Source organism: Clostridium luticellarii (genome assembly GCF_002995845.1).
Lineage (GTDB): Bacteria > Bacillota > Clostridia > Clostridiales > Clostridiaceae > Clostridium_B > Clostridium_B luticellarii.
Window position 1 is genome coordinate 68,112 of sequence record NZ_PVXP01000011.1, and the last position, 12,786, is coordinate 80,897.

The window sequence follows — 12,786 nt, forward strand, 5'->3', positions numbered from 1 at the left end:
CATAGCATCTTACCTGCAAATGTATTTCAAAAATTTTTCATATAGGCTTTAACCTCTTCATAGACATTGCTTTTTCCATAATATTTTACTATTTCAAATCCAGGTTTTTTCTTATTTCATTGTTTATCTTAAGCTAATTTCATCATATATTCCTTTCACAGAAATTATAAATATATAATAAACTAATGGATATATTTTAGCAAATTGACCATAATGCTGTTTAGCAAAATGGTAATAATCTGCATCAAAATTAACCCAAGGAGGAGCATTTATGCCAAAAAACAAATTTATATATATCATAATAATAACTGTTTTCCTAATATCGGTATATTTAATTCATGATTTTCTACAACCATATATTAAAATAACTATAAACAATACTACATCCAAACAAATAAACGGATTAAAAATTAAATCCAATGCATTCAATAAGAATATAGAAATCAGAACCATTGCCGCGCATAGTAAATATACAATGAATTTAATACCCTCCAAGAAGTTTGATGAAGGCAACATGATAATATATTATTTTGATAAGAAAGATAATGAACATGAGATCTATTTATTGGGCTATTTTGAAAAAGGCTATAGTGGAAATGTGGATGTAGCTGTAAATTCAATAGATATCAATGGAATTTTATCTGTAAATGTAGAAGATACTGTTTCCATATCTCCCTTATCCAGGTTTTTAGACAGTATTTATAGATATTAAATAGTAATGACATCCCAATGCTGCTTTTGAAGAGGGTTGTTTCTTTGCCAATATCTGTATCGTTAGTTAATTCATAATTATAACTCATTTTTCAAGCTTTTCTTCATTTCAAATTTCAATTTGTCGACCTGCTTTACGAAGTCGGCAAATTTATTTTGAAACTCTAATGGTGGTATTGGTATACAAATTTTCTTAAACTTATCCATTGATACATTATACATAGAACCACTTGTTCCTGTTGATTTTGCAGAAAATTCTGCTCTTATAGTTGGTTCACTTAATACATATTTCATATAAAACACATTCACTCTATCAACAAACAATACCTTCCATAATTTATCAGGAAGTAATAAATCAGGATAATCATTATGAATAATACAAGTTGCACCCACCATTTCACGTGTATTCGCTCTACTAAATAACAAATCACCTTTTTCAGGGAAAACATACTTTTTAATATCTGTGTCATCACTTATTACTTTATATTCATCTGATTTGAAATAACCTTGTGTCACAGCACTAACCTTTAAAACAGCTTTTTCCCCTTCTCTTCTTTCTCTTACTTCACCATTAGCACTCCACCCCGCTGTTATACTTTTTACAACACTTCCTATAGTGTCCTTATTCCAGCTTTTCGGATTGCTCGTTGGATCCCCAAACATCTCTATAAATCTCGATTTGTAAAATATATAATTAATATAAAAAATTATCCAATATACTTTCTATGTGAAATCTTGACGTTATTTTGATTTACCATTGCATATTGAAGTGTGGTATCTATTTTCTGATGTCCTAAAAGGTGCTGCACCTGCTCTATGGGCATTCCCTTGTCAATAGCCCTTGTTGCAAGTGTTCTTCTGAACTTATGTGGATGTACCTTGTTGATATTGAGCTTTCTTCCCAAGGCTCTCATTCTAATTTCAACACCGCTGATATTCAGCCTGTTGTACGGTTCTATCAATGATACAAATAATGCCTTATTACCATCAACTCTGCTGTTGAGATAATTTTGCAGATGTATTTTTGACCTTGCATCAAAATAGACTCTCCTCTGCTTGTCACCTTTCCCCTCCACAATACATTCTCTCTCGTTAAAATCTATATCATCAATATCCAATTTTACCAGTTCTCCAACACGCATTCCAGTAGAGTTCAGCAGATCGATAATTGCAAGATCACGAATTTCCTTACAATTATCACGCATTATTTCCAAATTCTCGTCTGTATATATCTCTTTTATAACCTTTCCAGTTCTTATTTTATGAATCCGCCTTACAGGACTCTTTATAATATAATTTTCATCTTCAAGCCAGGAAAAGAATGAGGATAAAATTCTCCTGATATTGTCAATACTCACCTTGCCGCAATTGCTCCTATTATAATATTCTGCCAAGTACTGCCTTAAATCCTCCGTTGTAATATGCTTAACCGGCTTATCCAATGCTTTCAGCATATTACCTATAGTTGATCTATAGTACTTGATGGATTTTTCCGAACATCCCTCTATCCGTTTTGCACAGATAAACATGCTGCAGTAATCTGCTTCCTGGTTTTTCAAATTCTCTCTTCTGTCCCCATCTATAAAAACTGCATTCTGTAATTTTTCCATCAGAACCTTATGAAGCTCCTCCATCTGCATATTATCAAGTAAATTCATCATTTTCTGTTCAATTTCAACAGCAAGCTTTTCTACCATAATTTTCAACTCCCAGTCTTTAATATATTATGGTATATTGCCATTAACTGCATTATTATACTACTTGCAGAATAATTTAGCTAAAAATGCTATTTTACAATATTCTTAACCAAATCATATCTATTGGCAATGCTGTCGTTCATTACTATAACTTCGCTTCTCCATATAGTATTCTGGTATGACAATTTCTTTTTCAATGCATCTGATATAGGTAACAGCCATTCTATCTCATGCCCTCTAATAACGAGAATAAATTTTAACTTTACTCTACTATTATCCAATTCAAAAAAGTTACTGCTGAGCTCTCCGTAATCTTTATTTCTTTTTAAAATAGCCGAATAAAACAAATTAAAGGAATGTATAAATTTATCTGAAATTTCATCTATAAATTCATTAAAACGTATATAATTCTCTTTTGTCGGCCTTGATGAACTCGATTTTGCTTCAATAAAGTCAAGCTCATTTTCATTTTTCAAAAATATAAACTCTACAACTTTTATTCCACTTCAAATTTTATTATACAGCTTAGATTTTTCAATTTTAAATATCTTATCTTTTTCAAAATCACCAAAAATCATATTTGATTCTTCTATTTGCACCATTATTCCATAGCCCTCTCAACTTCATCCTTATACAATTGAATAAAGGTATCCATTATACTGTTATTTTTTAAGTCCGTAAAGCTGCTGTTATTTTCACATTTTACACCATAGTTAGTTTTGTATAATGAGTAATACATGATTTCATCATTTTCAGAACGCTTAACTTCAAAATATTTTGCAAAAATATAATTATGCGTGGTGAGGAAAATTTGAACGCCATTTTTCTGCAGTTCAATTAATACTTCCACTAAATCCGGAATAAATTTAGGATTTATATTGGCTTCAGGCTCATCCCATAAGAGAATGCTATCCTCCGTTATATTTTCATTCATCAGAAGCTGCCATAACAATCCTATTTTCTTTAATCCCTCTGCTTCAACTGCAAAATTAACCATATCTCCATTATCTTTTTTCACATAAAATTCCTCATTTTCAATGACAACCTTGCCGCCCATCATCTTTTCAAGAATCGGCAGTATCTTTAATGCAATCTTGGGAGGTTCTTTTAGCTGCCATTGAGCTGCTATTTTTACAATATCAATCAATGTTTTATCAAATGGAAATTCATAAAATTTATCAGCCATTGATACAAGACCCTTTGAATGGGTAAGCATATCTTTTGCCGGAATAAATACACAATTGATTTCTTTAGATGGATATGATATCTCATATGAACATTGACCATCACTTCCAAACGTTGAAATTCTGCCATTAATATTAGAATTCAATTTCCCCATTAAATAATGTTTATCTGATTTATTGCTGACATTTGAAGCTTTCACTTCCAAAAACAACGGTTTAAGCTGTTTAACAAAAAAAGCATCATTAACATTAGCGGACTTAAAATATTTTGAAATATCATCTATATTTTTACTTTTGGAGATTTGAGTATCTGCGTAAATTGCTTTAAGTAATTGTGTTTTACCCGTCCCGTTTTCCCCCGTTATTATATTTATACCTTTCGAAAAATTAACTTTAAAATTTTTGAAAACAGTAAAATTCCTCAATTCAATACTTTCAATACCCACAATTATATCTCTCCTTATCACTCCGTAAGGTATTTATCTCTTTTTATATTATACCCCATAATTTACCTGTTTAAAATAAACAGAAGATCTACAAAGTCTTTAATTTGAATATCACAATAAAAAGTCCACTATAGATTGTTACTTACCCATTTTTAATTGTGAATTGTCCATTGTGAACTGTGAATTGAATTCCAGTTCTCCATTAAAGGCCTTTTGCATCAAAGAATTAAAATTGTCCTCCAATTTTTTTAAACTCTTCTCCATTTCAAATTTCAATTTGTCGACCTGCTTTACGAAGTCGGCAAATTTATTTTGAAACTCTAATGGTGGTATTGGTATACAAATTTTCTTAAACTTATCCATTGATACATTATACATAGAACCACTTGTTCCTGTTGATTTTGCAGAAAATTCTGCTCTTATAGTTGGTTCACTTAATACATATTTCATATAAAACACATTCACTCTATCAACAAACAATACCTTCCATAATTTATCAGGAAGTAATAAATCAGGATAATCATTATGAATAATACAAGTTGCACCCACCATTTCACGTGTATTCGCTCTACTAAATAACAAATCACCTTTTTCAGGGAAAACATACTTTTTAATATCTGTGTCATCACTTATTACTTTATATTCATCTGATTTGAAATAACCTTGTGTCACAGCACTAACCTTTAAAACAGCTTTTTCCCCTTCTCTTCTTTCTCTTACTTCACCATTAGCACTCCACCCCGCTGTTATACTTTTTACAACACTTCCTATAGTGTCCTTATTCCAGCTTTTCGGATTGCTCGTTGGATCCCCAAACATCTCTATAAATCTCGATTTGACTAATTCATCCAAAAGTCTGATGGATTCCTTTTTCTTTTTTAAAGCATCTTCAGCTTTTTCCAGTGCCTGGACTATTTTCTTTTGAATTTCTAAAGGTGGTAACTCAATGCCTAGTTTAAAATATCTTTTCATCTGTAAGTTTCTTATCCCTGTAGTTTTATTTTGAAAATACTTCGTTATACCTTTTTTATGTATATCCAACAAAAAATACATAACATATTTGGGTACTGCCTTTTCTTTATTTATTCTCAACACATGGGTAAAATTATTACACATATATATACCATCAGTTTTATTAAAATATACAACTCTTCCTACTGGCTGATTATCACTTCCTCCCGATTTTTCAAGAATTATATCTCCAAATTGTAACCTTTTCTTTTTTATAACTTTATCGTCTATACATCTAGTAACTACATCATTAAAGTTAAGATTACCATCATCAGTAAAATTAGTTGTCCTTATTACAAATACACCTTTTTTTTCTTCATCATTTGAACCCCAATCTCCAGCAAATTTATCTACACATAGTGTATCTAATTTTTCAACTTTCCACCCTTCAGGCAGTTTCCTATTCTTCATGCTGTTTCACCATTCCCTTTAACTCAGCTACATCCTTTAATATTTCCTTTTCCAGAGCTTCAATTTTCTCCAATATCACCTGGGGCTTTTCATATTCAACTTCTTCATATTCTATTTCCTTGTACCTGTTTATGGACAAATCGTAATCATTATCTGCAATTTCCTCTTTTTTCACCCAGAACCACCTGTCATCTTTGTTCGGTTCAACAGTTCTGTCTGCTTTTACTTTTTTCCAGCTTTTTATGATATTCGGTATGTCGCTGTCATCTATAGGATTTCTCTTGTCATCCAGTGAAAAACCGTCTGCTGTCATGTCGTAAAACCACACCCTGTCCGTCTCGCCGCCTTTTGTGAACATGAGCACAGCTGTGGAAACTCCTGCATAGGGTTTGAATACTCCCGAAGGCATGGATATAACTCCTTCCAGTGCATTGTTTTCTACCAGGTTTTTTCTGATTTCCCTGTGGGCCTTAGTTGAGCCGAACAGTACTCCGTCCGGCACTATCACCGCACACCTGCCTCCCAAATCCAGTATCCTGTTTATGAGCCTTATAAACAGCAGTTCCGTCTTCGTAGTTCCTGCACCCCTGGCCAGTGACTTGCTTATATCTCCCTTGTCTATACTGCCCTTAAAAGGTGGATTTGCCAGGACCAGTGTATATTTGTTTTCCTCCTCATATCTCTTGGATAAGCTGTCGCTCTGAGCTACATTAGGGTTTTCTATGCTGTGGAGCATTAGGTTCATGGAAGCTATTCGCACCATGGAGGGATCAAAATCAAAGCCGTAAAACATGGAAGTCCTGAAATGTTCCCATTCCCCGCTTTCCATCATGTCACCAATTCTCTTGTGGACAATTCCATCTTCATCTGTAAACACACTTTCCGGCCTTGTGTATTTTTCCAGTATGTATTCCAGGGAACCTACAAGAAATCCAGCTGTTCCGCAGGCCGGATCACATATTTTCTCTTCTGCTACAGGGTCCATCAATTCCACCATCATCCTTATAATATGCCTTGGAGTCCTGAACTGGCCATTCACTCCTGATACCGAAAGCTTGGACAACAGATATTCGTATAGATCCCCTTTTGTATCCGTATCCTCCATGTTTATTCCATCTATGATTCTTACGGATTCCTGGAGCAGGGAGGGCTTGGGTATCATGAACACCGCATCCTTCATCTCCGCAGTAAAGCTGGAGTCCTTGCCTCCCATATTTTTTATAAAGGGAAATACCTTTTGTGATACTATATTAAACATCTCATTTACATCCAGGCGCTTGAATCTGCTCCACTTCATCAGCTCCTCCGGGAATATTGAAGTATGGGATCTTCTAAGCCTGTTGTCCATTTTCTCATTTGCACTGTCAATATCATCCAGTCTCTTTATAAACAGAAGGTAGGATATCTGCTCTATTACAGTCAGAGGATTGGATATGCCTCCCGACCAGAAATTATTCCATAGTTTATCAATTTTACTCTTTGTCTCACTGTTTAACATTTATCTCGTCCCTTTCCTGTTAAGAAATATATGATGCCCTAAAAGGTTCAATTAATTCATTAAATACCTCATCGGTCATTTTGCCGAATATGCCTTCTACACCATTTTGATTGAAATTGGTGTAGGGTTCTGCAAATAGTGCTGCAATAGATATCCCGCAGTGCTTGGCAATATCATTCTTTATTATCTCCAGAGTTTTTATCTGTGTGGAATTCATTTTACTGTGGTGTTTCTGAATGAACTCTTCAAACCTCTTATTCAGTTCAGCTTCATCTACACCCACAAATTTTCTTATTATGCCAATTATATCTTCACGGTCAATATCCGTTTTGCCGGAGAGCTCGTCAATGCTGTACACAAAATCATCGCTGAATATGGAATATATGCTCTGAATTTCCTTCTCGGACAATTTCTCGCCTTTTCTGATCTTGTGAATTACAATTTGATCCTTAAGCTTATTTTCTATGGCAAGCTTTACTCTCTTTTCATAGGGCTCCATATTGCCTCCGTAAAGTACTGAACCACCACTGATTTCCTTGGTCACCTGACCTGTATCTTTAACATCCAGTATTACAAAGGGGTTATCACCAACACCTTTGTATTTCACAAGCTCTCTCACATCCAGCCTTATTTTTTCCAGCCTCTCATAGCTCAGATCCTTCCAGCCTGAAGGCTTCAGCAGTGATTTTACAAGTTCCCTTCTGCCCTCGAATTGATTCAGATTTAATTTAAGCTTTGAAAGTTTTTTTATGGTGCTGTTTATCTCTTCTATGAGATTTTCCCTATTGCCGGAAAGGTTGCATAACATAATTCTGTAGATAGAGTTGTCAAAGCCCACTGCCGCCGGATCATCACTGCTCTCTATCCATTTGGTCAGTGGTGCAATTTCCAGCTTCAATTTTTTGATAAAGCCCCCGCTCAAATTATTCCAGTACTCTTTCTTTAACGCCTGTTCTATTCTTTTTCTATTCTTTTTAATCTCTATACTGTCCTTGGGCAGCTGCTCTATGTCTGCCCTTAATTTGGCTGCAAAGGCAGTGCATATATCCATCTTCCTGCTCTCCTTGAATTTTTCCAGAAGCCTGCACATAATTTCAAATCTCACCTGAACAGAAGTTTTCTGGAGCCTTGGCTCGTATCCTTTTACATGCATTTCAAAGAATTCAAAGTTCTTGTAACAGTCAAAAATGGCAAATTCACTTTTATCCTGTCCTTCTTCAAAGAGATTTTCACACCTTCTAGTTCCTCTTCCTATCATCTGCCAGAATTTTACCTTGGAATAAACAGGCTTTGCAAAAACCAGGTTGACAATTTCAGGCACATCTATGCCAGTATCAAGGAGATCCACAGATATGACCACCCTTGGAAAATCTTCATTCTTGAATTTTTCAATCAAAATGGATTTATCCTTTATGTCGGAATAAATTACTGCAGTAAGCTTGCCCTTGTACTGCGGATAGAGCTCATTGAACAGTGAATCCAGAAGGTTGGCATGTTTCTTGTTCTTGGCAAATATTATGGTTTTGCCTATATAATCCCCCACTTTTATACCCTGTTCCATCAGAGTTTTCAGTATATATCTGTTGGTATCCTTGTTGGTAATTTTTTTCTCCAGTTCTTTCTTGTCATAGTTTATTTCATCACCGTCATAGCCCTCTTCCTCTACCTGCTGTCTCTGCTCTTCCGTCATTTCATTGTACTTTATGCCTTTTCTTAAAAAATCCGTAGTGGCATCTATCACCCTGGGCTCTATTAAATAAGGCGGTACATGGTTCCAGGCCTCTTCAATGGGAAAATTAAAGGTAGGATCTCCATTGTCACAGCTGAACAGACTAAAGGTATTCCTCTCGATAAAATCCACCGGCGTAGCTGTGAGCCCTATTATACGTGAATCAAAGCATTCCAGAATATCCCTGTAAACCTTGTAGACACTTCTATGGGATTCGTCGCATATTACAAGATCAAAGAACCCCACACTGAACTGTCTGTAGTAATTTATCATAGTCTGATAAGTTGAAAAATACAAGGTGGCTTCCCTGTTGTCCGAATTTTTCCCGGTAAATCTGCAGGATATCTCCTCCGGCATGAAAGTTTTGAAACTGTTCTTGTCCTCTTTAGCCTGCTTTACAAGTTCGTCCCTATCTGCCAAAAACAAAACCCTCTCAACCCATTTTGCTTCCATAAGCCCCTTAGTCAGGGCAATTACCGTCCTGGTCTTTCCAGTACCTGTGGCCATCACCAGCAGAGCTTTTCTCCTTCCGCTCTGGTACCTTTCATAAACTCTCTTGATACCTTCTATTTGATAGGGTCTCCCGGCTATGTTCTTATCTATCTGAATTTTATTCAAGTCTTTCCTGTACTTATGCCTGAAAAACAGCTTTTCCAAATCCTCAAGAGTATAAAATCCCCAGATTTGTCTTGGCTCACTGTACTTGTCATCCCATATGTATATCTCATATCCATTGGTATAGAAAACTATAGGACGTACCTTGTATATCCTCTCAATGCTGTCTGCATATTCCACGGCCTGCTGTCTTCCAATTATGGGATCCGCGGAAGTTTTCTTGGCCTCCACCACTGCAAGAGGCTTGTGTACTTTACTGAAAAGCACATAATCCGCATAACCTGTCTTTCCTTTCCCCTTATGATCCTTCAAGGGCAGCTCAATTTTCACCAAATCACTGTCCTTTACATTCCAGCCTGCATCCTTCAGCATTATGTCAATAAGCTTCTTTCTTGTCTGAGCCTCATTGAAATCCAGAGTACTTTCAATTTCCTTCTGTATTTTTTTGTCTTTTTCAGTTTGAATCAATTCAGCTGTCTGTTTCTTTACAGATGCTACCTCCTTGGTATGTTCTTCTTTTATTTTTTCTTTTTCTTCGGCATAGGCCTCTATATTGTAAATTCCATTATCAGCCTGTGAAGGCTTTGGTATTCTGTAGGTCAGCGGCCTGATCGACATATCCTTTGTAACCCTGATATAAAACCAGGCAGATATTTTGTACATGGAAATCAAGCACTCCAGCGCATCCTTTTTGTTTTCATATCCAGCATGACTTGCTCTATTACCAAATCTTCTCACTATATCAAATAAATCCGGAATGGCCTTATTTATATTTGTAGTTCTCAAAAGTTTGATCTTATCATTCTGTGTGGCAAACCTTCCTGCATCTATCTTGTACATTACCAATATATAATCAATTATCTTCTCTCCAAACATGCGCATTTTCAGCATTGTGGCATTGCTATCCACATGAAGATAGCTTTCCGCCTGAACCCCAAGTTTGGCCAACACAGGCCATTTCCTATCCAAGAATAAAAAATTAGACATATACCCCATCCCCTCAGTTTGTGGTTTAACAACCTGTCCAGTTTATTTGTATACATCTAAATTATATACTAAAAATTTCTTTTTTTCATCTTGATTATTCATATGGCTCCATAAAGATCTTTATTTTTTTTCATAATAAAAATACCTCCCATGATATTTCAATTTTAACACAGGAAGCATTGTTTTCATGTAAATCTCAAAATTCTATTTTGCCTGCTTTAGCGAAGTCTTTAAATCATCCTCCGGAGTACTTATGGGTCTGATATCAAAAGTGTCCACCAGATATTGCAGCACGTTTGGAGATATGAATGCCGGCAGACTTGGGCCTAAGTATATGCCTTTTATTCCCAGAGACAAAAGTGCCAGTAAATCAGCTACAGCTTTTTGTTCATACCAGGAAAGTACAATGGTAAGAGGCAGACTGTTCACATCTGTTTCAAAAGCATCTGCAAGTCCGGTGGCTATCCTCACTGCCGAATAAGCATCATTGCACTGCCCTACATCCAGCAGTCTTGGCAGTCCGGATACTGTTCCAAAGTCTAATTTATTGAATCTGTATTTACCACAGGCCAGGGTGAGAATTATACAGTCTTTGGGTACCATTTTGGCAAAATCGGTATAATAACTTCTTCCAGGTCTTGCTCCATCGCATCCCCCTATCAGAAAGAAATGCCTTATCTTTCCCTCCTTGACTGCACCCACTATATCTTCAGCATGGGACAATGCTGCATGATGCCCAAAGCCCACCAGTATCTGTTTTTCATCTTCATCTTTTTTAAATCCTCCCAGTTCCAGTGCCTTATCTATTATCTCACTAAAATCCTTGGTTCCGTCTTCCAAAACCGGTATATGCTTTACTCCATCCCAGCCTACAACACCTGTTGAAAATATCCTGTCCTTGTAAGTTTCTCTTGGCCTCATCATACAATTTGTAGTCATTAAAATACATCCTGGAATTCCATCAAATTCTTTTTGCTGATTTTGCCACGCAGATCCAAAATTTCCAACCAGATGTTTGTATTTTTTCAGTTCCGGATACCCATTTGCAGGCAGCATTTCTCCATGGGTGTAAATATTAATTCCCTTGCCCTCCGTCTGTTTGAGGAGCATTTCCAGATCCTTCAAATCATGTCCGGACACTATGATAAATGGACCTTTTTTGATATTGACATTCACTTTATGAGGTGAAGGATCTTTATAAGTGGAAGTATTGGCTTCATCCAGAGTCTTCATTACCTGTACAGCCATATCCCCGACTCTCATGGTCATGCGTATCATATCTTCAAGAGTTAAATTGTCATTTGTGGTAGCTTCCAGTCCTAAAAAATAAATATTGTCAACCTGTTCATTACTGTATCCCAGAAATCTTGCCTGATGTCCATAGGCACTTATGCCCTTCAATCCATACAATATAGTGGATCTCAATGAACGAATATCCGCATCAAGATTCTGATCATACATAATGCCTGCCTTCACCGAATCCTTCAGCATCATTTCCCTAGTATCACTCAGGTTATATGCGGCCGCATCCGGATACTGCCCTTCCGGTGCCTGAGCTCTTAAAGACTCCTTCACTTTTTGTGACTTTTTTAATAACCTTACATGGACTTCAGCATCAAAATTAACATTTGTCAATGTTGTAAACAGAGCATTTTCAACAAATTTCACTATCTCCTTGTCAACAGACTTTCCCCGTTCAATAAGGGGTTTCGCATAACTGGAGATTCCCTTCAGCTGATATATCAATAAATCCTGTAAATTTGCAATTTCCGGTGTTTTTCCGCAGACACCGCTTTTTGTGCACCCCTTGCCTCCCGCAGTCTGCTCGCACTGGTAGCAGAACATGGAATTTTCCATATATACCTCTCCTTTACAATAATATTCCTGTTTCACCTGATAAAGTAATTTACTGTTTACTTTTTCACTTTTTATTTTAACTATTTATATATAAAACTATTCATATGTAAACTGCTCAATACTAGATGAGCCTAAAGACGCTTTTTTCCGTTTATGTGAATAAAATCTTCTATATTACAGAATATATAAAGAGAAAGGAAGGGTAAAATGAATCTGACAACAGAAGACATATTAAAGAAAAAGCTCCTGGATGAACAGCAGAATGTAAGAGACTACCAGCAATACTCAGATAGAATAGACAATAAAGAGATCAATGAAATATTCAAAAGTTTTGCAGAAAAATCGGCTTATCATGCACAGACCCTGCAAAATTTATTAAAAAAAATCAAGTAGGAGGAAAATAATTATTTTATTTTCCTCCTCTAAATTTACCCCTTAAAATCATGTATAAAGTAATCAATTAATAATGAATTTGCTGACTTACATTACTTCTCCCTCCTACTTTCTAGTTATAAATTAGAAGATATCATTAAAATGTCATCCTTTTTTCGACATATTTTGATATATAACCTATGTTATAATAGAAGTGAAAAATAATTAACAAAATTTTTCAAACATACTAATTTAATAAATACTGTAA

10 protein-coding genes are annotated in these 12,786 nt (G+C 35.6%); 2 read left to right on the top strand and 8 right to left on the bottom strand.

The genetic code is table 11. From position 1 onward, the window contains the following. The first annotated feature begins 271 nt into the window (after positions 1-271). The gene (locus CLLU_RS06010; RefSeq protein WP_106008660.1) at positions 272-712 is read left to right on the top strand and encodes a hypothetical protein; all 441 of its coding nucleotides are present in this window, start codon (positions 272-274) and stop codon (positions 710-712) included. Positions 713-789: 77 nt separating this feature from the next. On the opposite strand, the gene CLLU_RS06015 is transcribed toward CLLU_RS06010, so the two are convergent. From CLLU_RS06015 to hcp, 8 genes are all read right to left on the bottom strand, one after another. Beyond that, positions 790-1,374 carry a restriction endonuclease subunit S gene (locus tag CLLU_RS06015; RefSeq protein ID WP_242977501.1) on the bottom strand — a complete coding sequence of 195 codons (585 nt, stop codon included), beginning with the start codon at positions 1,372-1,374 and terminating at the stop codon, positions 790-792. A 44-nt stretch (positions 1,375-1,418) separates the two neighbouring features. Beyond that, positions 1,419-2,408 carry a site-specific tyrosine recombinase/integron integrase gene (gene xerA / locus CLLU_RS06020; protein ID WP_106008661.1) on the bottom strand — a complete coding sequence of 330 codons (990 nt, stop codon included), beginning with the start codon at positions 2,406-2,408 and terminating at the stop codon, positions 1,419-1,421. A gap of 89 nt (positions 2,409-2,497) precedes the next feature. Beyond that, positions 2,498-2,884: a hypothetical protein gene (locus CLLU_RS18680; protein ID WP_106008662.1), complete on the bottom strand. Its 387-nt coding sequence runs from the start codon at positions 2,882-2,884 to the stop codon at positions 2,498-2,500. A gap of 125 nt (positions 2,885-3,009) precedes the next feature. Continuing rightward, complete coding sequence (locus CLLU_RS06030) at positions 3,010-4,038, bottom strand: AAA family ATPase (protein ID WP_146127593.1); 1,029 nt, start codon at positions 4,036-4,038, stop codon at positions 3,010-3,012. Between the two features lie 138 nt (positions 4,039-4,176). Further along, a complete protein-coding gene (locus CLLU_RS06035) occupies positions 4,177-5,460 on the bottom strand; it encodes a restriction endonuclease subunit S (protein ID WP_106008664.1) in 1,284 nt (427 codons plus the stop codon). Continuing rightward, complete coding sequence (locus CLLU_RS06040; protein ID WP_106008665.1) at positions 5,450-6,958, bottom strand: type I restriction-modification system subunit M; 1,509 nt, start codon at positions 6,956-6,958, stop codon at positions 5,450-5,452. Before CLLU_RS06040 ends, CLLU_RS06035 begins: the two co-directional genes overlap by 11 nt. Positions 6,959-6,977: 19 nt before the next feature. Then, positions 6,978-10,289 carry a DEAD/DEAH box helicase family protein gene (locus CLLU_RS06045; RefSeq protein WP_106008666.1) on the bottom strand — a complete coding sequence of 1,104 codons (3,312 nt, stop codon included), beginning with the start codon at positions 10,287-10,289 and terminating at the stop codon, positions 6,978-6,980. 204 nt (positions 10,290-10,493) lie between these two features. Next, positions 10,494-12,146: a hydroxylamine reductase gene (hcp, locus tag CLLU_RS06050; RefSeq protein ID WP_106008667.1), complete on the bottom strand. Its 1,653-nt coding sequence runs from the start codon at positions 12,144-12,146 to the stop codon at positions 10,494-10,496. A gap of 207 nt (positions 12,147-12,353) precedes the next feature. Here hcp and CLLU_RS06055 point away from each other — a divergent pair, with 207 nt between their 5' ends. After that, a complete protein-coding gene (locus tag CLLU_RS06055; protein WP_106008668.1) occupies positions 12,354-12,539 on the top strand; it encodes a ferritin family protein in 186 nt (61 codons plus the stop codon). Positions 12,540-12,786: the final 247 nt, after the last annotated feature.

Excerpts from the sequence above, each read along its gene's own strand:
- CLLU_RS06010 (WP_106008660.1), top strand. The coding sequence starts at position 272 with ATGCCAAAAAACAAATTTATATATATCATAATAATAACTGTTTTCCTA.
- CLLU_RS06015 (WP_242977501.1), bottom strand. The coding sequence starts at position 1,374 with ATGTTTGGGGATCCAACGAGCAATCCGAAAAGCTGGAATAAGGACACT.
- xerA (WP_106008661.1), bottom strand. The coding sequence starts at position 2,408 with ATGGTAGAAAAGCTTGCTGTTGAAATTGAACAGAAAATGATGAATTTA.
- CLLU_RS06035 (WP_106008664.1), bottom strand. The coding sequence starts at position 5,460 with ATGAAGAATAGGAAACTGCCTGAAGGGTGGAAAGTTGAAAAATTAGAT.
- CLLU_RS06040 (WP_106008665.1), bottom strand. The coding sequence starts at position 6,958 with ATGTTAAACAGTGAGACAAAGAGTAAAATTGATAAACTATGGAATAAT.
- CLLU_RS06045 (WP_106008666.1), bottom strand. The coding sequence starts at position 10,289 with ATGTCTAATTTTTTATTCTTGGATAGGAAATGGCCTGTGTTGGCCAAA.
- hcp (WP_106008667.1), bottom strand. The coding sequence starts at position 12,146 with ATGGAAAATTCCATGTTCTGCTACCAGTGCGAGCAGACTGCGGGAGGC.
- CLLU_RS06055 (WP_106008668.1), top strand. The coding sequence starts at position 12,354 with ATGAATCTGACAACAGAAGACATATTAAAGAAAAAGCTCCTGGATGAA.